Source organism: Paenibacillus sophorae (assembly GCF_018966525.1).
Lineage (GTDB): Bacteria > Bacillota > Bacilli > Paenibacillales > Paenibacillaceae > Paenibacillus_AQ > Paenibacillus_AQ sophorae.
Window position 1 is genome coordinate 3,757,786 of record NZ_CP076607.1, and the last position, 21,742, is coordinate 3,779,527.

17 protein-coding genes and 1 pseudogene are annotated in these 21,742 nt (G+C 48.0%); 6 read left to right on the forward strand and 12 right to left on the reverse strand.

Annotation, left to right across the window (positions count from 1 at the left end; genetic code table 11):
- Window positions 1-25: 25 nt before the first annotated feature.
- The 8 genes from KP014_RS17705 to KP014_RS17740 form a co-directional block, all read right to left on the reverse strand.
- Complete coding sequence (locus KP014_RS17705) at window positions 26-985, reverse strand: glycyl-radical enzyme activating protein (protein WP_216700387.1); 960 nt, start codon at window positions 983-985, stop codon at window positions 26-28.
- Window positions 986-1,036: 51 nt separating this feature from the next.
- Window positions 1,037-3,403, reverse strand: coding sequence for a glycyl radical protein (locus KP014_RS17710; RefSeq protein ID WP_090833680.1), 2,367 nt, complete (start codon window positions 3,401-3,403; stop codon window positions 1,037-1,039).
- Between the two features lie 294 nt (window positions 3,404-3,697).
- Window positions 3,698-4,459: a DeoR/GlpR family DNA-binding transcription regulator gene (locus KP014_RS17715; protein WP_036600730.1), complete on the reverse strand. Its 762-nt coding sequence runs from the start codon at window positions 4,457-4,459 to the stop codon at window positions 3,698-3,700.
- A gap of 93 nt (window positions 4,460-4,552) precedes the next feature.
- Window positions 4,553-5,512, reverse strand: a complete 960-nt coding sequence (locus KP014_RS17720) for a LacI family DNA-binding transcriptional regulator (RefSeq protein WP_036600731.1) — start codon at window positions 5,510-5,512, stop codon at window positions 4,553-4,555.
- 36 nt (window positions 5,513-5,548) lie between these two features.
- Entirely contained in the window at window positions 5,549-5,710 is a 162-nt protein-coding gene (locus KP014_RS17725) for a hypothetical protein (protein ID WP_175491726.1), read from the reverse strand.
- A 225-nt stretch (window positions 5,711-5,935) separates the two neighbouring features.
- The gene (locus KP014_RS17730) at window positions 5,936-7,069 is read right to left on the reverse strand and encodes a DUF4179 domain-containing protein (RefSeq protein ID WP_036600732.1); all 1,134 of its coding nucleotides are present in this window, start codon (window positions 7,067-7,069) and stop codon (window positions 5,936-5,938) included.
- Entirely contained in the window at window positions 7,056-7,583 is a 528-nt protein-coding gene (locus KP014_RS17735) for an RNA polymerase sigma factor (protein WP_343223126.1), read from the reverse strand. The genes KP014_RS17730 and KP014_RS17735 overlap by 14 nt, the downstream gene beginning before the upstream one ends.
- Window positions 7,584-7,783: 200 nt before the next feature.
- On the reverse strand, window positions 7,784-7,951 hold the full coding sequence (locus KP014_RS17740) for a hypothetical protein (protein WP_216700388.1): 168 nt from the start codon (window positions 7,949-7,951) through the stop codon (window positions 7,784-7,786).
- 192 nt (window positions 7,952-8,143) lie between these two features.
- Between KP014_RS17740 and KP014_RS17745 the strand changes: the two genes are divergently transcribed.
- The 4 genes and pseudogenes from KP014_RS17745 to KP014_RS17760 form a co-directional block, all read left to right on the forward strand.
- The gene (locus KP014_RS17745; RefSeq protein ID WP_051500441.1) at window positions 8,144-8,725 is read left to right on the forward strand and encodes an RNA polymerase sigma factor; all 582 of its coding nucleotides are present in this window, start codon (window positions 8,144-8,146) and stop codon (window positions 8,723-8,725) included.
- Window positions 8,694-10,292, forward strand: a complete 1,599-nt coding sequence (locus KP014_RS17750; RefSeq protein ID WP_036600734.1) for a DUF4179 domain-containing protein — start codon at window positions 8,694-8,696, stop codon at window positions 10,290-10,292. The genes KP014_RS17745 and KP014_RS17750 overlap by 32 nt, the downstream gene beginning before the upstream one ends.
- A gap of 547 nt (window positions 10,293-10,839) precedes the next feature.
- Entirely contained in the window at window positions 10,840-11,226 is a 387-nt protein-coding gene (locus KP014_RS17755) for a YmaF family protein (protein WP_090833681.1), read from the forward strand.
- Window positions 11,227-11,397: 171 nt separating this feature from the next.
- Window positions 11,398-11,915 (forward strand): annotated as a pseudogene (locus KP014_RS17760) (polysaccharide deacetylase family protein); the annotation flags it as partial.
- A gap of 3 nt (window positions 11,916-11,918) precedes the next feature.
- On the opposite strand, the gene KP014_RS17765 reads toward KP014_RS17760, so the two are convergent.
- Both KP014_RS17765 and KP014_RS17770 read right to left on the reverse strand, forming a co-directional pair.
- Window positions 11,919-12,035: a sporulation protein YjcZ gene (locus KP014_RS17765; protein ID WP_139210526.1), complete on the reverse strand. Its 117-nt coding sequence runs from the start codon at window positions 12,033-12,035 to the stop codon at window positions 11,919-11,921.
- Window positions 12,036-12,137: 102 nt separating this feature from the next.
- Window positions 12,138-13,304 carry a DUF116 domain-containing protein gene (locus tag KP014_RS17770; protein WP_036600741.1) on the reverse strand — a complete coding sequence of 389 codons (1,167 nt, stop codon included), beginning with the start codon at window positions 13,302-13,304 and terminating at the stop codon, window positions 12,138-12,140.
- A 535-nt stretch (window positions 13,305-13,839) separates the two neighbouring features.
- Between KP014_RS17770 and KP014_RS17775 the strand changes: the two genes are divergently transcribed.
- Both KP014_RS17775 and KP014_RS17780 read left to right on the forward strand, forming a co-directional pair.
- On the forward strand, window positions 13,840-15,072 hold the full coding sequence (locus KP014_RS17775; protein ID WP_036600735.1) for a nitrate/nitrite transporter: 1,233 nt from the start codon (window positions 13,840-13,842) through the stop codon (window positions 15,070-15,072).
- Between the two features lie 34 nt (window positions 15,073-15,106).
- Complete coding sequence (locus KP014_RS17780) at window positions 15,107-19,312, forward strand: sulfite reductase subunit alpha (RefSeq protein WP_090833682.1); 4,206 nt, start codon at window positions 15,107-15,109, stop codon at window positions 19,310-19,312.
- Between the two features lie 743 nt (window positions 19,313-20,055).
- Here the strand turns inward: KP014_RS17780 and KP014_RS17785 are convergent.
- Window positions 20,056-20,664, reverse strand: coding sequence for an ester cyclase (locus KP014_RS17785; RefSeq protein WP_036591124.1), 609 nt, complete (start codon window positions 20,662-20,664; stop codon window positions 20,056-20,058).
- 316 nt (window positions 20,665-20,980) lie between these two features.
- Window positions 20,981-21,739: an alpha/beta hydrolase gene (locus tag KP014_RS17790; protein WP_246590535.1), complete on the reverse strand. Its 759-nt coding sequence runs from the start codon at window positions 21,737-21,739 to the stop codon at window positions 20,981-20,983.
- Between the last annotated feature and the right edge of the window lie 3 nt (window positions 21,740-21,742).

Consider the following 21,742-nt stretch of genomic DNA (forward strand, 5'->3'; position numbering starts at 1 on the left):
TTTTCTCTCTCCTTTGCGGATTCGTTTATTTGATCAAATTCGTAATGCCTGCACCCAAAGTGATGGTGTGGAAGTGTTTCAATTCATCATCGCTGTACATTCGGGGATTTCTGTCAAAGCAGAATTTCTGTTCGACATGGTTGTATTTGGCCTGTGCCAAGGGATTATAATTCAACAGCTCGTATTTAACGTCAGGCTGGATGGTAGATATAAAAGAAGAAATGCTGCGGATATTGTCGTCAAAAGCCGTATATTCAGGAATCAAGGGAGTACGCACAATCACTTCAGCTTGGGTATTACCTGTGAGCAGCCATTCCAGATTTTCTTTAATCCGGGTATTGGACACTCCTGTATGCCTCTTATGCAGCTCAGTATCAAAAATTTTGAAATCCGCATAGATCAAATCCAGCATTCCAGCCGCTTGTTCCAGAATGGCCGGGGACGTCTGCAAGCTGCTCTCGATTGCTGTATGGAGGCCTGCTTGTTTCAAGGCCGTTAACAACTGTAAAGTAAATTCGTGCTGAAACAGTGGTTCCCCGCCGGACAGAGTCACTCCACCGCTATATTTGAAAAAGCGGCGATCCTTCATCACTTCCGTAACAACCTCGTTCACCGTCATAATCTGGCAGTCCAAGGACAGCGCTCCGGCAGGACACACGTCGATACATGCCTCACATTCTTCGATCTGATCCCGCCCAAGCTTGATCCGTTTTCGGTTCTTGAAGGCGGAAGCGCCGTACTGACCATTCCGGGAGCATAAGCCGCACCGGATGCATTTATTGCGGAAGTAGACCAAATGGGTCTGAAATGCAATCCCCTCCGGATTCTGGCACCAGCGGCAGGCAAGAGGACAGCCTTTCAGAAATATATTGGTGCGGATGCCGTGGCCGTCATGAGTGGAAAATCTTCGGATATTAAAAATCTTCCCAGTCAGGATCGCATTCTCCCGCGCTTCTGCGGATTTCATTTCCGCTGCATGTTCCATAGCTGTCCCCTCCTGTGTTGTCATCTCCCCTGCCCGCTGTGCGGCTTTCACTCAAATCTCCCCGTAGCTGGTTCTTGCGATAATTTCATTTTGCAGCTCATCCGCAAGTTCCGTGAAATAGGCGGTATATCCCGCCACTCTAACCGTAAGTCCGCGGTAATCCTCGGGGGACTCTTTCGCCGCGATCAGATCTTCTTTTTTTAACACGTTGAACTGGATATGAGGAATTTCAAGATCGACAAAGGTCCGCATGAACTGGGAGAACTTGTTGATCCCGCTCTCCGTTTTGAAAAATTCCGGCAGAAACTTCATGTTCAGCAGACCGCCGTTGCTCGTCAAGTGGTTGTCAAGCCTTGATACGGAATTCAGCACAGCGGTCGGTCCATTCATATCCCTGCCGTATACCGGAGACATTCCGCCGTCCGCCAACGGTTCCCGCGAATATCTTCCGTCCGGCGATGCGCCGACATTTTCCCCCATAGGTATATGCGCCGAAACGGTATACATCCCCGTATGATAGAGTCCTCCACGGTAATTCCGGTATTGTGACAGGCATTTGTTGAAGGTTCTGGCCCACTTGGCTCCGAGCTCATCGACCCAGACGATGTCGTTGCCGTATTTGGGAGCTCTGTTCAGCAGCATGGCCCGAGTAACCTCATGGCCTTCAAAGTTGGCGCGAAGCGCCTCGAGCAGTTCTCCGGAACTAATCCGCTTCTCGTCAAACACAAGCTTCTTAATAGCCGCCAAGCTGTCCGCCAGGTTCGCGATTTGAATCATTTGAATTCCCGAGAAGTTGTATTTGGCTCCGGCCGCGGTAACATCCTTGCCCAGCTCCACGCAGTTGTCAATGACCGAAGAAAGGAACGGTGAAGGAAGAATATCGATATGAGCTTTCTCCACTACTTCACAAGCCGCAATCATTTTGTCGATAAAATAATGGATTTGCTTCGCGAATGCAGCCTCAAGCTGTTCGAACGATTCATAGGTTTCGATATTGCCAAGGTCGGGAGCCAGCGCCTTGCCCGTAATGAGACATCTGCCGTTATTAAGCGTAAGCTCAAGCACCTTATTGAGATTGAACATCGCGGCGTCGCTCCAGCCCAAATTGTTGCCCGGTGTTGTAAGTTCTACGCAACCGACGATCGCATAGTTGTTGGCGTCCTCCTGGCTAATCCCAAGGCGAGTCATGGCGGGAATAACCGATTCATCGTTAAAAAATTGCGGCATTCCGCTTCCCAGAGATACAACCCGGATGCTCTCCTTAAGCAGCTCCTCCGGTGTGTTCTTATGAAGCCTCACCGAAAGATTGGGCTGCGGGAGCAGCAGATGCTCCTGCGCCTTCAGAAGGAGGAAGGATAACTCGTTTGTTGCGTCTTTGCCATCCGGTGTCTGACCGCCGACCGCAATGTTGAACCCGATCGGAAATCCCGCGAAGAATTTGGCGCTGTGGGAATTTCTTAAATAGACAATCTGATTGAATTTCAGCCAGAGGCATTCAATGATTTCAAGCGCTCTTTGTTCGTCAATCGTCCCGTTATCCAAGTCTTTCTTGAAGTAGGGGTACAGATACTGGTCCATCCGGCCAGGAGAGAAAGAAGAGGCGTTCGATTCCAAATGCAGGATGGCGAAGAGGAACCAAAGCGACTGAACCGCTTCATGAAAGCTTTCGGCGGGACGCCGGGACAGATTACGGCAGTTGTCGGCGGTCACTCTCATATCCTGCCGGATGGCAGGATCGCTCTCTGACTCCAGCTTCTCCAGAATTAAACGATGATAGCGAAGCATAAATTCTTGCGCGCCTTCCATCACCAAAATGACGCTTTCGTAGAACTCCCTGCTTTCTCCCTCGCATACTGCCAGCCTTGCGGATGCTTCCTGCTTAATGCCTTCCGGCCCGAGTTTCAGCCATTTCTCGGTATTTGGGCAGATATGCCCTTGGGCATGATCTTTTTGATTAATCTTCACTACCAGAGCGATTTCATCAATTTCGCCGCCGTATCGTTCCCGGATAACATCCTCCAGCGAGCGGGATTTCCAGTATGGTCTAATGTCCTGCCTGAACACCTCAATATCTTCCTGGCGGACTTGAAACTTATCCTGCGGACGTGTGGGAAGGCTTTCAAATTCTCTGTCAATCCAGGAGGTCCCGCTCTCCGGAAAAATAATGCCCTGCCGCACTCCCCTGCTCCGGTTTCCTACAATAAGCTCTTCATTATGGGTATCGATTGAGAGATGGAGAAGCGCGTTTTTGAGTGATAAGGCACGTTTTACAATGGCGGACCGTTCCGAATGCCGTTTATACGTGTCGGTGATGATCCGGGCCTGTTCAATTGAAACATACCGCTTCTCATCCAGCATTTTCTTTTTTAGCGTTTCCACTCTTTCCGGCTTCTTCAGTCCAGTTAACATTCGGTTCATACATTTCTGCCTCCAGCCCTTTGATTGTTCACAAATTCACATATGACTGCAGCGAATACGTTCATTCCGATTCATCTCAAGGATGCATACACGGTGTATAACAATTGTTTATAATCGATTTATTATTGTTTGTTATTGTTTACAATTGAATAATAATTCCGTTCTTATTAAAAAGCAATCGCTTTCAACTTGTCTAATGTGACAATATATCAACGATCGCAATGTCATTCTCCAAAAAAATAAGGCCGATGACCTTAAGCAAGATCAACAGCCTTTCGATTCGAAATACCATAGTCAGTATAGTTCAACGTTATATTCGGACAGGGCCTGAACAATCTTGGGATTCGGCTGCTTGTCGGTCACAATGCCCGTTAAGTCGCCGATGCCTGAGTATCTGAAACTTCCATCCTGGTTGAATTTATCTGATGCCGTAATCAAATAAGCTTTGCGGCTTGACTTTATTACAGCACTTTTTGTTAACCCGTCAGCCACATCATAGGTTGAGACGCTGTTTTCGAACACATCGATACCCACAGCGCCCAAGAAAGACAAATCAAATTTAAACCTGGAGATATTGTCAATACAGAAGCTGCCTTCGAATCCGTCTCCGTATGGATTCAGCGTCCCGCCTACAGAAATTAACGAACCGGCGCTTGCAGCGGAATAAATCTGGATAACTTCAATCATATTGGTAACGACTGTCACCCTTTTGCCGCTTTGCAGAATCAACTTGGCCAGTTCAATATTCGCCGTGGAAATATCCAGAAAGACCGTATCCCCCTGATTAATCAAGCCCAGTGCCTTTCGGGCTATGGCTTCCTTAGCCTCGATGTTGCTGACTTTACGTTTAACAACCTCGAAGCTGTGTATATTTTGCCTCGGCAGTACGGCTCCCCCGTAGGTTCTCTTTAGTAAATTCTGTTTCTCAAGGTGCGCCAGATCCTTACGGATGCAGTCCTCCGTTACTTTAAAGAAAACGCTGAGGTCTTTAACCTTAACGCTTCCCTCGGTGTTCAATTGATTGATAATACTCTGATGCCGCTCTTCAACCAACATGCTTCCTACCTCATATTCTAACGGAATTTACATTTATTTTATCCCGAAGCGGGAATGATCACAACTTCAGATCCCGGTCGGCAGCACCATTGATCAAACCGTTCCTCTTTCAATTAATTTAGCGGGTAATTCCTCATCTGATAATTCACCATTTACTGCCTGAAGGAAAAGGTTTTTTCCCATATCCTCAAGAGGAATTTCGATTGTCGTAATATTCATCATCTTGGCAATTGGCTGATTATCGAAACCAATTATGGCGAGTTCGTCTGGTATAGAAATACGCCGGTTTTTACAACAGGTAACCATTCCAGCCGCGACTTGATCACTAGTGACCAACAATGCCGATGGCGGTGTATCCATTTCTTGAATTTGTTTAATGACCTTTTCTCCGTCCTCAAAATAGTAGCATTCATCCATAACATAGTCAGACTTGTAGGGTAAATTATATTTCTTAACAAAATCCCTATATGCACTTTCCCTCTCACGACTATTTGTCCCCGATCTTCTGCCAATACAATAACCAATTTTGTTATGACCTTTATGATACAAATATTCTAATGCTTCAAGGAAAATTTTGTAGTGGTTTACAAAAGTGGTTGACACCTTGTTCCCCTTAATGTTTTCACATAATACAATGGGTCCATATGGCAAATGCTCTTCAATCGTTGACAAATCACAGGTTCTGGAACAAATAATTAACGAATCAATCTGTTTTTGCTTTAACATTTGTAAAGCTTCTAATTCTCTGCTCTCCGTATAATCCGTTTGAAATAAGACTAACTTATAGTTGTACTCCAATGCCTTCTTTGCTATTCCTTTTAATAACAAAGCGAAATAGGGATGATCCGAGAACGGAAGAACCACACCCATCAACGACGTTTTCCCCGTACTTAAATGAACAGCATTTATGTTTTTATGATAATTACTGATCTTAACAGCCTCAAGAACCGCATTCTTTTTTTCTTCGCTGACATATGGGTGATTATTTAATACACGGGAAACAGTTGTGACAGATACTCCGGCCATCTTTGCCAAATCTTTAATATTTGTCATGCGCTCACCTTTTCAACAAAGTGATAGTATTATTGTTTATCTGATTTCCCCATTGGATTGGGTGAAATAATCATCAAAGGATTTAATAGGTTTCACTTCCATCGGTTGTCCGGATGCTTTTAAACTAAAGTAAGCCGCCGCATATATTATTAAGCAAAGTACCATCAATATTAAACAAAGCACAATTAACCCTATCATAAGATTATCTCCTCGCTTTCTGTTGCTGGTTATGAGTGTAAATTATGAAATGCGTTCCATGTCAAATCAAAATTAAGCCGATGTGAAGATTCCGAGCTGATCGTGATCTGCTACGTAATAGGCGCATTCTCTGATATCCACTTCATATTCACCTTCTTTATTTTTAGGTTTCCACAGCATAGGAGCGGTCTCCCTTGTCAGGAAGATCGCTCCTCGAACGGACTATTATTGAGCAGGATTCGTAAGTTCAATCCGGATGTCCAGACCGTCCACAAACTGGCTGTTTTTGATTTCTTTCGGGAAGTCTCCGTCATTGTTCTTGAATGGTTTCAGGATCAAATATTTAGTCCGGCTGCTTGCGGAAGGATAATGCACGGTCATTGTGAATTTGTTGCCTTGAATAACGCCTTGGCCGCCCAGACGGTCCAGCAGATGGCCCTGATCGTCGTAAACCGCCACATTCGTATAAATCAGATCATGCTCATCCTTCTCAGAGATCGGTGTTTCCGACACTTTTTCCAGAGAGTATTCCAGCCTTGTGGTGATCGGAGTAACTTCGACCGCATTTGCGGTAAAGATCAGGTCGCCCGCGGTTTTGACCGCATTCGGTTTGAGGCTGATGACATCACCGGTCTTCTTCGTAAAAGGAACATTGAGCGTAAAGGTGTGATCGATACCGGCCAGCTTCACTTCCACTTCCGCGTCAAAAGCGTCCGGGGCTATAAGTTTTGTTCTTTCGGGCGAAGGGTTAAGGGTTTGCTCGACAATAATCGTATTCGGATGGTCTTTTCCCGCTCCCCAGTACTGGCCTCCTCCGCCTAAAGAGTCAAACTCTCCGCCATTCCCCTTAAAGGTAATAGCGTCAATCGCATTGCTAAGTTTTACGGTACCTTTGTCCGTATCGTACATTCCGTCATGCAGATTTGGCGCCGCCAAGGTCAGCGCGTATACGGCGCGGCTTCCGTCGAATACGGTTTCTGTAACTTCCAGCTTCACATCTTTATAGGACACGTTGCTGTTAACCTGTGAAGTCAAGCCTTCGTTGGCCGCGTTTTGCAATCCAAGATCACGCTCTATAGAGCTGAACAGGCTGCCGATCAGCGGTATTTGCCGAATGGAATCAGCCATAGCGGGCGAAGCGAAGCCCGAGGCGAACAAGGTTACCCCAAGGACGGCTGCCACGGCGCCGGTTCCAAGAAAACGCCGTTTCCCTGAGCGTTCGGGACGCGCCCCGATGTTCATCTTCCCTCCGGAAATTGAGGCATAGGTCTCTTCCAAGCGGCCGCGAACGAAATCGGACATTGGCGCCTCGTTATGCTTTTCTGCTTTCAGCTGTTTATCCAGATCAAATTGATTCATGATTCATCTTCCCTTCTTCTGCCGGTTGAATTTCTTCCATCAGTGTTTTTCTTGCCCGGTACAGTCTCGTTTTTACCGCGCTTTCCGAAATTTGCAGCGTATCCGCCACCTGTTTAAGCGGCATATCCTGGAAGTAGTAAAGGACTACGACGATCCGCTGCTGATCTTCGAGTTTGTCCACGGCCATCCGCAGCTCGACCGAAGCCATGTTATCGGAAGTGTCCTGCGTCTCCGGAAGTGCCTCCATGGTAACGCTGCGCGAACGCTTTTTCAGAATCGAGCTGCATTCATTAATCAGAATCCGGAAAACCCAGGTTTTGAAAAAGCTAGGTTCCCGGAGCGTATCCAGCGATTTATAGGCTTTCAGAATCGTTTCCTGCAGCGCATCGGCGATGTCCTCGTCTTTTTTGACCATTGCTCGCGCGGTGTTGTACAGGCCTTGTTCCATCTGCCGCATCAGACGGATAAATGCTTCGCGGTCCCCCTGCTTGGCCAGCTGCACCTCTTGCTCCATACTCACAGTGAAACTCCACCTCCCTCCGTTACTCCCTGTGTTGATTTTGTTTTACATGAATTAGACTGGGCAAGTGCCTGATCGGTCACATATATATCAAAAAAATTTTCAAAAAAACAAAAACCACGCGCCAGCGTGGTGTACTCTGATAGGATGCAGTTTGAAAATCACTCAAATGTAAGCCAGCACATCTCAAGTAGTTACTGCCCTTCCGGGTCCACATAGGGTTCATTGTAGTCTTCTGTAAGCTTAAATTCACTGTTAACTATTTCCCAGACCATAGTATGAACCGTTTTTTGCTGTGAATTAATCTTTTCCTCTGTTCTCTTCATCAGTGTCGGAATCCCGTTGATATACTTTGGGATCATGTTCATAGCTATACGGGAAAGAAGCTTTTTGGTTACTATAAGAAAACAATAAGAAATACGAGACAATCAATGGATTGAATCAATCACTAACTTTGGTGTTGAGCCATTTTTATAATTTTTTTGCAGAAAAGTTAGAAGCGGTTAATCTCCGCCTCGTCTTATAAGTAAAATAAACAAGTTTGGAGGCACTTAATGACGGATAAGGTTAACGATGAAATCATTATCGGCAAGGTGCTGGAAGGGGACCGTGAAGCATTTGCGGCGCTGGTGGATAAATACAAGTCCGGGTTATACATTCTGTTGCTAGGGATGGGCGCGAGCCATCAGGATGCTCAGGATTTAGCCCAAGAGACTTTTATCAACGCCTATCGGAAGCTCAGCGGTCACAACAGCCAATCAAGCTTTGCCGCTTGGCTGTATACCATTGCGGTCAATCGCTTCAGGGACGTTAAACGGAGGAAAACCTTCAGCGTTGCAAGCAACCCGCCGAATGCGCAAATCGATGGGACCCCCACTCCGGAAGAGATGTACATGCGTAAGGAAAGCGAGCTTGAGCTGCATAATCTGCTATCCAGATTGCCGGGAAGGTACAGGATCGTACTGCTGCTGCATTATACCAATGATCTGAGCTACGAGGAAATATCCGCAGTTACAGGCATGTCTTTGCATCAAGTCAAAAACCGGCTCTACCGAGCCCGCCAAAAGCTGAGAAAATTATGGCTGCAGCCAAAGGAGGCTTCTCATGAAAAATCGGCATTACACGAGCTTAGATAACATGGTCGAAGATGAACTTCCACTACGCAGAATGTATGCATCCACCGGGCTTTCCGATCAATTTACGGAGCAAGTGATGGAGCAACTGCGGCATGTGGAAATGCTGCCTGCTTCCCGCAGATCGCGGAATTGGCAGAGAATGCGCATCAATCATCGTTTGCGGCGCGGCTTTCTCTGGGGCAGTGCGGCTCTGGCGACTGGTGCAGCAGCAATGCTTGTAATTTCTATACTACCCGCCCTTGGGACGACTCCACCTATTTCCTCTGTCCCGCAGTCCGTGTCTGAGTTGTCTCAGAGACCTCCTCTGCAAGTCAGTCAATGGGCAGATAGCAGCCTTAAGGAAGCGCAGGCGCTCGGATTAGTACAACAGCCGAGTGTGGAAGTAAGCGACAAGGGCTACACTCTGTCGTTGCAAGAAGTCATTGCCGACTCCTCAAGACTAATGCTGTCTCTGCAGGTTACTAATAAATCGGGACAGCCGGACGATGAGTGGACAAAAAATAGGTTTGACAGTCAGCAGTTGCGTATTATAAATGAAGACGGCGAAGAAATAGGATATTTTCTTTCTAAACTTCCACTGGAACATGGATCCAACACTGAGAAATCCCAAAAGTTGTGGTTAACTTACGTATTCTCCCGGCCGCCGGGGGATACCGTAATCATCGAGGGGAACATTAATAAGCTGTATGTCGGTGACGCTGGTACGGAGCCGATGTCGGGAAATTGGAGTTTTGCCTACACGGCCGATATGACCAAGTCGAAGAAGTTGACCGTAACGAATGCTCTGGATGAATCCTATACCACCCCAGCCGGACTAAAAATTGACATGCGGCAGCTTGTTCGCACTCCTATCGGAGCCCAATTGCAATTCGACACCTCGCTTACAGATGAAGCGGCTGCCCTCACGCCTAAGGGTCTCCGCAAGCAACTCGTGCTTAACTACCATTTTGAAGATGAGAACGGGCGTATTCTCTCCAAAGTTAACGGCCCAGGAAACTATACCGGTTCCCCCCCTAATGTCTACCTGGATCACTTTATGAAAGAAGATGCACAGACTGGGACACAGCATTGGACCTATTCCTTCACGTATCTTCCGTACGACAGCATGAAAGTTCGATTCGTATTGGATAGTTATTCTATCCCGGTGCAATCTGAGGATTCTGTTACTTTCCGTCCAGAGAAGCTGAGAGAGCAGCCTATAGTCTTTGAAGCACAAGGCGATATCCTCAAAATCCATGCACTGGATATTGAAAAAAGCTCGAATGAGCCGGGACTCTCGGGCCATATCACAGTCAGCGGGGAAGTTGTTAACAGCTTTAATGAGGATCGCTGGGTCGCAAGGGATGAATCCGGTAAGGAATATAAAGTTTCCTTTGTCGGAAATGTTATGCTCGGTAACACCATGACCATTGATGAACCGAAGGAAGGAGCAAACTCTGCGTCTTATTTCGATGTTTTAGGCATGACTGCCATGCCACAGGAGCTCACGCTCATCCGCACCGTAACCGACAAGAAGTATACCGATGTGGACTGGAGCTTCGAGTTGCCTCAAATCGAGCGGCATTAGGCGTTAGAAGATATCTAAATCTCCATTCCCACTTATTCAGTGGCATGACATTTTTGATTCAACAAAAAATGGGCTGTCCCTAGTCAGTTACATCTGGCTGGGACAGCTCGTTTTTTCTAAATAAAGTTTTGAATGAGCCCGATAGAGAAAAAAGAAAAAGGCCATGTACATCACGGATATGCCTTTTGGAGGCTATTCAGAAGGTTTACCCAAAACAGGGTCCAATCTGTCCATATCCCCCAGATCCCCATTGTATCTACATGATGAAGCGCCGTCTTGGACATCCAAGCTAATCGTTGGTGCATAAGGCTTGACTCCTCTTCATTGCTTAACCTAATAAATGGACAGGAACCACTCGCTTTGGATCAGCAGTTTCTCCGTTCCCGTTCGATACGGCTTGCCCGGTTGTCTGTGCAGCCTAGTTGAGAAACCCCGTCTTATAAGACCCTCGGTTTCATTTTTGTTATATGGGTGTTAGCCGTTTCCTGATTCTTGATTCTCCATAGACTAATTCCATACTTTACTTCGTTTGACGAAAGGAGACGCAATGAAAATCCCTGTTACTGGATTCGTAGTGGATTCCGGAGATCAAGATGCCCATCATTCACACAAACTTTATATAACCTCTTGGAATGGCAACCCTGTCCATGTCCATGCTTTTTCCGGTGTAACATCCGTTGATGACGGACATTCTCATGAGTATGCTAGTTGGACCGCTCCTGCACCTACTGGTGTGCCTCATGTACACGGCTATTATACCGTTACGTCTTTGAACCTAGGTCATACCCACCTCATTCAGGGAACAACCGGTCCAGCCATTGAACTTCCCGGAGGCGGGCACTATCATCGATTTGAGGGGTATACATCAATTAACGGAAGGAATCCTCATTCCCATGCCTATAGTGGGCGAACGGGCAACGAAGTGGGAGGCTAATAAAAAATAACTCTCTATACCAAGGACATACACCTATGCTTCTCCAGTACGTCCTTTGGTATCTTCGATAACACGGATTGTATGTATCATGAATCAACCGCATTTATGAATATTTCATCCTGAGAACAGGATTGCGAATTGTTGCCGCATCACTTGCGCTTCTACTATGCTATCTGGGAGGTACATACAAACCAAAAAGTGATTGCATTGACCTTTGATGACGGCCCGGACCCTTCGGAGACTGAGCAAATCCTGGACGTGCTTAACCAGTATGATGCCAAAAGCACCTTTTTTGGTATCGGAAAACGTCTTGCCTCCTATCCAGACGTAGCTAGACGGATTATTGCCGAGGGGCATGAGCTAGCGAACCATACCACAGCATGGGCCTAAAGCCGATTTGATGGTCCTGGCATCAGGATACGAAAGACTGGAACTGTCCGGGAGTGTACTACATTTCGAGCAAGGTAATACGTAATGCCCATAATGGCGACATCGTCCTTTTCCACGACCATGTCCACGGTCAATCACAAACCAGACAAGCTCTCAAGATTATTTTACCTGAGTTAAAAAAGAGGGGCTTTCGTTTTGTCACGGTATCGGAATTGATTAGCTTATCTGAGAGTTCGATTTCAACCCATTATGAAAAATCCGCCAGCGTGCATGCTGGCGGAAATGACACGGGGGTATAGCAACTAGAACAAGCAGGCTTTTAAAATAATAACCAACAAGATAAAGAGGACCAAGATGGCATTTGTCGACGTAAAGCCGCCGTAACCTTTGACTTTATGATCGTGATCATATTCGCTCATGGGTTAATCCCTCCTTTGCAACTTAATACAACTTTAGGATATGCAGGCTTTTTATGAATTCTTGGGTATTCAGGAATTGAAATAAGTCTCAGCTTGTATGGCTTATGTGTATGTTTTCTGCCCGGTCTTTAAAATCTCTTCTAAACGGTGGACATCAATCCTCGTCTCGATACCCTTTGGATGCCAATGCTGGATGCAGCCTGAATAATGGAGCAGCACACACTGGGGCTCATATCCCATTTCTTTCGCTTTATATCCTCCTGAGATGAGATTCAGCACGCAAGCAATGCCAACAATTCCCACCTCCCCCTCACGGATGCGCTGATGTCCGAACGCAGTAGAGGCATGCGGGATCATTACCACTTTGCAGCCGTACTCTTTGGCCATAGCCGTTACGGCATTGACCTGGCACTCCTTGGAACAGCTTCTGCAGCGATAGCCCTCTCCTTCTTTTACTGCTTTGCAGGCTTCACTTGATTTATGCCGCATGCAGACGGGGAGGAAGACTCTCTTTTCTTTGGCTGCCGAGAAACCGCCATGAAACGCCCGATTCATGATCTCCGCGCCCACCATATTCAAATGATATTCCACCCGTTCACGGCTGCAGAAGATCCGGTTTTCTTTCCATTTCAGCCGCTGACGGTTGTTTTCAATATAAGCATCTACCCCAGACGTGTAACAGCCCAGCCGCACCTTGCTTCTCTGTTCAAACCAGAAGCCCAGTCTTTCAGCTCTTAACAGCATGTTTTCGCTTTTACTTGGTGGTTTGCTGTTCAAAAAATCCAACCAGACCGCCAATCGTTTGCTCTCCTGCTCAAATTCTCCGCTTGCCCGCAGCCAGCCAATCAGCCTGCCGAACCGTTTTAAATCAATCGCGCCTTCAAGCTTTCTGCTCCTCGCTAAGACGGTTGTTCCGGCAATCCCCTTCAGCCGGTTTACCGCGATTTTCACACCTGCACTTCTATTTCTTATACTGTACAGGGATGATAGCAGCTTACCCATATAAATACTTCCTGCGCCTGCCCTTCGGCCGTATATTCTCCACAGCACGCCAATCATAAGGAATTCCAGCGCATACACTGCAGAATCGATCGGCTTCAGGTTATTATCAGCAATGTAATGCTTGAATTCTTGGATAGTCTGTTCTTCTTCGCGTAAACTTTCCATAACCTCATCGGTAAAAGCGGCTACATCCGCGTAATATTTATCCGTTTCACCCCTGTCACCGCATAAGGAGTAGGTCAATGTCTCTGTAACTGTCTCACTCACCCGGATCACCTCCAGCTTATTTATAATCAGCAATATTGAACCCTGTGCCTACAAGCTAGTACGTGTGCTAAAGAAATCCGTTTCCAGATGATGTATGTCAGTTTACATACCGTATTTATAATAAAAATACAACAAAACAACCTGGAAATTAATTATTTAAAATTTTTATGTTATTATTATTGACATTGTTTCGAAAGCAAATTATATTGGCATTATAAGATTTCAGGCGACACAATAGTGTGTCAACTCAGGAGCAAAACAGTCGATCCGCACAATGCTGTGGCCGGATGGATTGTCGAACTGCTATTCTTACAATTAATAAGTCAGTCACAATGATGTGGCTGCAGAGGCAACGGGGCCGATTAACGAAATCCGCAATTTTGCGGGTTCTGTCAGTCGGCCCTTTTTGCCATGCATTTACTTTCATAAGGAGGCGATGTTAGCAGCAACAGCAGCAGAATAACTCGAACAATCCTGCCCACCGCAAGTCCCTCAGCAAAACAGTGGATTATCCATTATAAGGAGGAAATTAGAGATGGAAGCAAAAGGTTTTCGCAAGGCCGGTCATTCCCCGAGTTTATTGTCAGCTTTTTTATATTTCGATGTCAGCTTTATGATTTGGGTGCTGTGCGGAGCTTTATCGCTCTACATAACCAAGGATTTCGGTTTATCGGATACCCAAAAAGCTACAATGGTTGCGATCCCCATCCTGGGCGGATCGGTGTTCCGGATACCGATGGGAATATTGGCAGACCGCATTGGCTGTAAGAAAGCGGGCCTCACCGGAATGGGCCTTACCCTTATTCCTCTTCTTTGGGGGTGGCTCGGCGGTTCCAGCCTGCTGCAGATTCATATGATCGGCTTCCTGCTCGGCTTCGCGGGCGCGAGCTTTGCCGTATCACTTTCCTTGGCCAGCCGCTGGTATCCTCCGCAGTATCAGGGACTTGCGATGGGCATTGCGGGAGCGGGTAACAGCGGAACGGCGATTGCAACCTTTTTCGGGCCGCAGATCGCTCAGGCTTACGGGTGGCACAATGTATTTGCTCTCGCCATGATCCCGCTCATTATTGTTATGATCGTGTTCGCTATTTTGGTTAAAGACGCCCCGAATGCCCCTGCTCCAAAACCATTGAAGGATTACCTCAGTGTCTTCAAGCATGCGGATACCTGGTGGTTCTCGATGTTCTATGCCATTACCTTTGGAGGTTTTGTCGGGTTCGCCAACTATGCGAGCATTTTCTTCTATGATGTGTATGGCGACAGCGCGCATCCAGGCGGTTTAACCAAAATCCAGGTCGGCTACCTGGTAACCATTACAGTCATTGCAGGCAGCTTCTTCAGACCTGTAGGCGGCTGGATCGCCGACAAAATTGGCGGTATGCGTCTCCTCGTTATTTTGTACAGTGTGATTTCTGTATGTGCATTTGCGATTGCCACCATGCCGGATTCATTCCTTGTGATGCTTCTTTATACGAGCCTGATGATGGCCTGCCTTGGCATGGGGAACGGATCGGTATTCCAGATTATACCTCAGCGTTTCTCCAGTGAAATCGGAGTCATTACGGGAATCGTCGGCGCTGCGGGAGGTTTGGGAGGATATTTACTGCCTACATATATCCTCGGTCCGCTGAAACAATCTACAGGCTCACAGGTCACAGGATTTCTTGTTGTAGGTTCCATCGTATTATTGACAACCCTTATTTTTTACGCGGTAACACGTTCCTGGAGAAAAACCTGGGCTAAGGCGGAATCCGGGGTCAATTTCTAAAGATTAAAGAGAACTTCGGTGGGGGTGAACTCACATGACAACGAAAAAAGTAAAAAGTGTCTGCCCTTACTGCGGCGTTGGCTGCGGAATCGTACTCGAAGTATCCGGTAACCGCGTTGTCAAACTCACCGGAGATAAAGAGCATCCGGCCAATTTCGGCAGACTGTGCACTAAAGGCAGCACTGCCGCTCTTGCCATCACAGATTCGGGGCGTATGGAATACGCCTATATGCGCCAGGCCCAAAAGGGCCAAGCCTCCAAAGTCGGCATAGATGAAGCCATTAGCGCTACGGCCAAGCGGCTCCGTGCCATTCTTGACGAACACGGCCCGGATGCCCTCTCCTTCTATGTTTCGGGCCAAATGTCGCTTGAGGCACAGTACCTGATCAACAAGCTGGCCAAGGGCTTCATAAGGACGAATAACATCGAATCCAATTCACGCCTTTGTATGGCGAGCGCCGGCAGCGGCTACAAGCTTTCGCTTGGAGCGGATGGGCCACCGGGTTCTTATCAGGATATGGATCAAACCGATTTGTTCTTCATTATAGGAGCCAATATGGCCGACTGTCATCCGATTCTGTTCCTCCGGTTGATGGATCGGGTTAAAGCGGGAGCGAAGCTGATTGTCGTGGACCCACGCCGTACGGCAACCGCGGACAAAGCGCATCTGTTCATGCAAATCAGGCCTGGAACGGATCTCGCCCTGCTTAACGGACTGCTGCATCTGCTTATAAAGAACGGCCATACGGACCCGGCTTTCATCGCCGAGTTCACCTCCGGCTTTGAGAACATGCCGGAATTCCTGGAAGATTATCCGCCGGACAAGGTGGCCGAAATTACAGGAATCCCCGAGGCGGATATCCGCAAAGCCGCCGAGTGGATCGGCAGGTCGCCGGGTTGGATGACCTGCTGGACCATGGGGCTCAACCAGAGTACACATGGAACATGGCATACGAATGCCATCTGCAACCTGCATCTCGCTACCGGAGCCATCTGCCGTCCGGGAAGCGGCCCCTTCTCACTCACCGGCCAGCCTAACGCCATGGGAGGCCGGGAGATGGGTTACATGGGGCCCGGCTTGCCCGGTCAGCGTTCTGTCCTGGACGAAGGCGACCGCAGGTTTATCGAGGATATGTGGAAGCTCCCCCAAGGCACCCTTCGTACCGAAGTGGGCACCGGCACCGTATCCATGTTCGAAAGCATGAAATCCGGCGATATCAAAGCCTGCTGGATTATCTGCACCAATCCGGTGGCCACCGTTCCGAACCGCAAGAACGTTATCGCGGGTCTGGAGGCTGCCGAATTGGTCATTACGCAGGATGCATTCCAGGATACCGAGACGAACCGGTTCGCGGATATCATGCTGCCCGGGGCTTTATGGTCCGAAGCCGAAGGCGTGATGATCAATTCCGAGCGTAACCTGACCTTGATGCAGAAGGCGGTCGAGCCGCCCGGAGAAGCTATTCCCGACTGGCAGATTATTGCTCGGGTTGCTTGTGAGATGGGCTATTCTGCGGCTTTTTCCTACGGTTCCTCTGCTGAGGTCTATCAGGAAATCCAGCAGGCATGGAATTCGAAGACCGGATATGATATCCGCGGCGCTACTTATGGAAGGCTGCGTGAAACGCCAGTTCAGTGGCCTTGTCCGCCGGACAGCGCGAGCGTTCGAAACCCGATCCGCTATTTGAACGAAGCTGGCAGTACGCCTACGCCGAAAGAGCATGGTGGCGACAACACTCCGCGTATCGTTTTCCCGACGGCAAGCGGAAAAGGAGTTTTCTGGGCGCGCCCGTATCTCCCGCCTGCAGAAATGCCGGACAACGATTATCCGTTTGTTCTGAATTCGGGCCGTCTGCAGCATCAATGGCATACCCTGACCAAGACGGGAAAGATCTCCACGCTGAATAAACTGAACCCGGGTCCCTTTATTGAAATTCACCCGGAGGATGCGGCAATGCTTGGAATTATAGATCAGGATTCGGTAGAAATCTGTTCGAGACGGGGACGGGCCATTCTTCCGGCGGTCATAACAGACCGGGTGCGTCCCGGAAACTGCTTTGCCCCCTTCCATTGGAATGATGTGTTCGGGAAGAATCTAGCGATAAACGATGTCACCAATGATTCCGTTGATCCCCTGTCCTTTCAGCCTGAATTGAAGTTTTGTTCTGTCTCGCTGGTCAAGGCTGCGGGTCTTTCGGCAGCGGAGCAGAATTTACCGGATCATGCTGGAATTCAAACCCCACTTCCAACCAACGCTGCGACCGTCAATCAGAAGGAGGAATTGTATTTGGCGCAACTGAATACGCTCGAGAGTCTGTTGGGCCTTCAATCCCCCAAAAACATCACGCTGGATAGTCATGAGCAAGCCTATCTGTCAGGCTTCATTACAAGTCTGCGCACCGAGGATTCACGAACGGCGTCCGGCATTCCGGTTCTGCCCCCTTCCGCGCCGCTTGAATCGTCCAAACGTTATTGGGTAGACGGCCTGCTGGCCGGGATGTTCTCCCGCAGCTCCCATCAAGGTGCGGGAACGATTACCAAGCATGAACCGGCAGCGGCGACAGGGGCTGTGGACAGAATGCCTGTCACCATTCTTTGGGCCTCGCAGACCGGAAACGCGGAAGGTGCTGCAATCGGCTGTGCGAAGAAATTACAGGAATCCGGTTATGATATTAGACTTGTAAATATGAATCAATATTCCGTACCGGATCTGGCCAAGGAACGCTTTGTCCTGTTCATCGCCAGCACCTTCGGAGCCGGAGATCCTCCGGACAACGGAGAAAGCTTCTTTCATTCTCTGCAAGCAGATCATGCGCCCCTTTTGCCAAATCTACAGTACGCCGTTCTCGCCTTCGGGGATTCGAATTACGATCAGTTTTGCGGATTCGGACGAAATCTGGATGCCCGTTTGGAGGAGCTTGGCGCGCAGCGGCTCCTTGAATGCGCTCCTTGCGATACGGATTACCAGGAGCTGGTCGATACGTGGACGAACACAGTCGCAGGTGTGTTAAGCGAGTCTGCAAGCCATCGTGAGCAATCTTTTCTTTCAGCAGCAGAAACCGCCATATCAACTCAAGCTATTGGACCCGATGCAGCGGCACAGATCCCGGAACAAAGCGGATATAACCGAAATCGACCGATACATTCGCGTATCCTTTTTAACCGGCGCCTGAATAAAGGGAACTCCGAGAAAGAAACCCGTCACTATGCTTTCGACCTTAGGAATACTGGCTTGCAGTTCGAAGCCGGTGATGCTCTTGGCGTATGGCCGACCAATTGTCCTGAGCTTGTTTCTACTATGATAAGCACTCTTAAACTGCAACCATCTTCCCCGGTCACGGTAAAAGGCCATGGAGAAATGCCACTCGCAGATGCGCTGCTCTATCACTTTGAGATTGCCCGTGTTGCTCCGGAAATGCTCCGGTTTATCCGGGAGCGTTCACACAACGAACGGCTGAACGAGCTGCTTAAAAGTGAAAATCAGGCTGACCTGAAGGAGTGGCTGTGGGGACGTCAATTGATCGATGTGCTGCAGGAGTTTCCGGTATCCATGAGCGCGGCGGAGTTTACTCAGCTGCTCAAACCTTTGCAGCCCCGCCTCTATTCCATTTCATCCAGCCCGAAAGCGAATCCGGACGAGGTCCATATCACGGTCTCGACCTTGCGTTATGATTACAGTGGCAACTCCCGAAAAGGCGTATGCTCCACATTCCTTGCCGACCTCGCCACGGAGAATACGGAAATACCGATCTTTATTCAAAAGAACGCGCATTTCCGTCCGCCGACTAATCCGGATGCGCCGATGATCATGGTCGGGCCGGGTACCGGAATCGCTCCATTTCGCAGCTTCCTGCAGGAGCGCCGAGCGACCGGGGCCAGAGGCAAGAACTGGCTGATCTTCGGGGAACAGCGTGAAGATAGCGATTTTTACTTCAGGGATGAACTCGAAGCTTTCCGGAAGGAAGGCTTCCTGCATCGTCTGGACACCGCTTTTTCCCGCGACCAAGCCGACAAAATCTATGTCCAGCACCGTATGGTAGAGCATGGCGCGGAGCTCTGGGCCTGGCTTCAGGAGGGCGCCCACTTTTATGTGTGCGGAGACGCCAATCAAATGGCTAATGAAGTGGATGCCGCGCTAAAGGCCGTCATTCAGCAGCATGGCGGGATGACTGCGGATGCAGCGAAGGATTATGTGAAAGAGATGTCGCTAAGTAAACGGTACTCGCGGGATGTCTATTAATAAGGCAGCTAATTTTTATATGTGCTGACCATTTTCAGCAAAGGATATAAGTTCTTCTTGTCTGTCTAGAACAAGAACTTGTATCCTTTGCCCCATTTATTTTAAAGCAATAGGGTCTATCCCATAAGTGGAGAAGCCGGCAGGTCTTTCGATTAGTGAAAGACCCGCCGGCGTATGTTGTTCTATTCGTCGGCCCTCCATGGAACCAGGTTAGGAATCAGGCAATCGCTTAGGGATTGTTCATCGGAACGTTTTCATAGAGTAAGAAAGTGAATTCGGGAGACTCGAAAAAGATTTTTAGGGCGGCCCGGGTGTTGATATGTATTGCTGCGAGCGTGGGTGCTGCCTCCTTGGCGCTTCAATATCAAGTGATGAGGTTAGGTTGGTTGTGATTTAAGTTCAGCGTCTTGCAAAACAGCTAAGATGCAGCTTTTATTACCCAATACGCTTATTCACTGGGAAATCCTGCTATCATGCAGGAATTTGAGGCTATGCTGACTGAATTAAAGGCTGAGCGGAGAAAAGCCTGTATTTCCGTAGGCATGTTATACAATGGCTGTTCTCAGGCGAGCAAAAGATGCACAATCTCAGGTTTTTTGCATACTTTGCTTCATCATTCTCCAGGGACTGGAAATACATTTACCCTGTACACCTGCCTAAATTCCCCCTCAAAAAAATCGTCCCAGCAGCCATTTCCATGGCTTATGGGACACCCTTTTTAATGAAATGGAGTCCTAGCAGGTTTAATTTTCCGGCACGACGCCGATTTGCTGCATGAAAGTCAAATTGTCTTCCAAATGCCAATCTTCAACGAGTTTCCCATCCTTTATGCGTAAAATATCGATCGCCATAAAATGAATAGGCTTTCCACTCGGCTTGTTCCCCATGAACCCGCCTGTGTCCGTACCGGTAAATGAGAGCCGGGCTGTTACCTTGTCCCCGACCACCAATAAATCCTCAATGTTACACTTCAAATCAGGAACGACTTTGCGGAATCTGCTGGAAGCGAATTTCAATCCTTCCGGACCTTGAGGTCTCCCCTTCGGGAGCGTGTTATCAATGAAGTCCGGTGAAACGGCCTGCGAAATAAAATCCTCATTGCCCGTATTCCAGAATGCGTAAAAGCGCTGCGCGGTTTGAACTATTGCCTCTGCTTCACTTGTAGTCAAAGCAGGATCTATTGTCATAGATTTGGGCTGTGGAAGTTCCTTCAACAGTTGAACTTCTTTTTTAGGGGCTTCAACGGTTTTATCGGCCGAGGCCGCATTACCGCATGCTGATACGAGCAGCATTGTTCCAAAGATGAGAGCAGCACCAGCAATTGATTGAATTAATTTCTTTTTTGATATCATAATGTTCCTCCAAGTGTTAGTTAATCCGGTAACAACAATCCTCTTTGGTTCACCTCCTCAATTAGAAATGGAATTATCGGATTACTTCGATATTATAAATGCAGTAAATTCATTTTTGGAAGTAGTGATATTTAGTTCATATAGTTTCCCTAAGTATATTATTGTGAAGTAATTAGCTTAATCGAGTTAAAAAAATTATTGGAGGATGTTGAAGTCCAGACGAGTTCTATCCCAGTGCGAGCCGAAGGAATTATATACAAATACGATTCCCTCTTTGTTTGAATGTGTTTTTTCAAAAAATGGCGGTTAACCTTGGTTAATACTCTTTCAAATGGGACTGAAAAAACGATTTAACGACTTCAAGCGTGTGAGGCTGGGTGAAACCGATATGTCCGCCGCCTGTTATTTTATACAACGTTATATCATTGCCGGCCTGCTTCATCATCTTGAAAAATTCAAGGCTTTGTTCGTATGGCACGACGTCGTCCTGATCTCCATGCATCATTAAAATCGGAGGCGTATCGGGGTGTACATATTGACTTGGACTCGCTTTTCTAGCTTTATCCTTGTTTTCCTGGATGGCCCCGCCGACCAGCTTCGATTCGGGCGAATGCGGCGAATCATGGTCAAACCGGGACGGATATTGACTCATGGACAAAAGATCCGTCGGGCCAAACCAGTCCACAATGGACTGAACCCGGGAGGATTCCTCAAGATGCTCCCTGTCTCCCGTAAATTCTTCGATCCCTTCCGTCAAGGCAAGCAAAAGAGCCAGGTGCCCGCCCGAGGAATCTCCCCATACGCCTATTTTTTCCGGATTGATATTGTACTTGGACGCATTGGCTTTCAGGAAACGCACCGCCGCCTTCACATCCTGAAGCTGTCCCGGGAACAAAGCTTCACCGCTTCCTCTATATTGCACAGACGCGACGACGTAGCCTTGTTTTACAAAATCGGCCAGTTGAGGGATAAAAGCGTAAATATTCTGTTCCGTCCATCCCCATCCGGAGCCTTGCAAATAAATAATCAAAGGATACGTTTCTTTATTCCCTTCCCTGCCGAACAGCGCATCCATCGG

Bases quoted from the DNA above. Each gene is read 5' to 3' on its own strand.
- KP014_RS17705 (WP_216700387.1), bottom strand. From the start codon at position 985: ATGGAACATGCAGCGGAAATGAAATCCGCAGAAGCGCGGGAGAATGCG.
- KP014_RS17710 (WP_090833680.1), bottom strand. From the start codon at position 3,403: ATGAACCGAATGTTAACTGGACTGAAGAAGCCGGAAAGAGTGGAAACG.
- KP014_RS17715 (WP_036600730.1), bottom strand. From the start codon at position 4,459: ATGTTGGTTGAAGAGCGGCATCAGAGTATTATCAATCAATTGAACACC.
- KP014_RS17720 (WP_036600731.1), bottom strand. From the start codon at position 5,512: ATGACAAATATTAAAGATTTGGCAAAGATGGCCGGAGTATCTGTCACA.
- KP014_RS17725 (WP_175491726.1), bottom strand. From the start codon at position 5,710: ATGATAGGGTTAATTGTGCTTTGTTTAATATTGATGGTACTTTGCTTA.
- KP014_RS17730 (WP_036600732.1), bottom strand. From the start codon at position 7,069: ATGAATCAATTTGATCTGGATAAACAGCTGAAAGCAGAAAAGCATAAC.
- KP014_RS17735 (WP_343223126.1), bottom strand. From the start codon at position 7,583: ATGGAGCAAGAGGTGCAGCTGGCCAAGCAGGGGGACCGCGAAGCATTT.
- KP014_RS17740 (WP_216700388.1), bottom strand. From the start codon at position 7,951: ATGATCCCAAAGTATATCAACGGGATTCCGACACTGATGAAGAGAACA.
- KP014_RS17745 (WP_051500441.1), top strand. From the start codon at position 8,144: ATGACGGATAAGGTTAACGATGAAATCATTATCGGCAAGGTGCTGGAA.
- KP014_RS17750 (WP_036600734.1), top strand. From the start codon at position 8,694: ATGAAAAATCGGCATTACACGAGCTTAGATAACATGGTCGAAGATGAA.
- KP014_RS17755 (WP_090833681.1), top strand. From the start codon at position 10,840: ATGAAAATCCCTGTTACTGGATTCGTAGTGGATTCCGGAGATCAAGAT.
- KP014_RS17765 (WP_139210526.1), bottom strand. From the start codon at position 12,035: ATGAGCGAATATGATCACGATCATAAAGTCAAAGGTTACGGCGGCTTT.
- KP014_RS17775 (WP_036600735.1), top strand. From the start codon at position 13,840: ATGGAAGCAAAAGGTTTTCGCAAGGCCGGTCATTCCCCGAGTTTATTG.
- KP014_RS17780 (WP_090833682.1), top strand. From the start codon at position 15,107: ATGACAACGAAAAAAGTAAAAAGTGTCTGCCCTTACTGCGGCGTTGGC.
- KP014_RS17785 (WP_036591124.1), bottom strand. From the start codon at position 20,664: ATGATATCAAAAAAGAAATTAATTCAATCAATTGCTGGTGCTGCTCTC.
- KP014_RS17790 (WP_246590535.1), bottom strand. From the start codon at position 21,739: ATGGATGCGCTGTTCGGCAGGGAAGGGAATAAAGAAACGTATCCTTTG.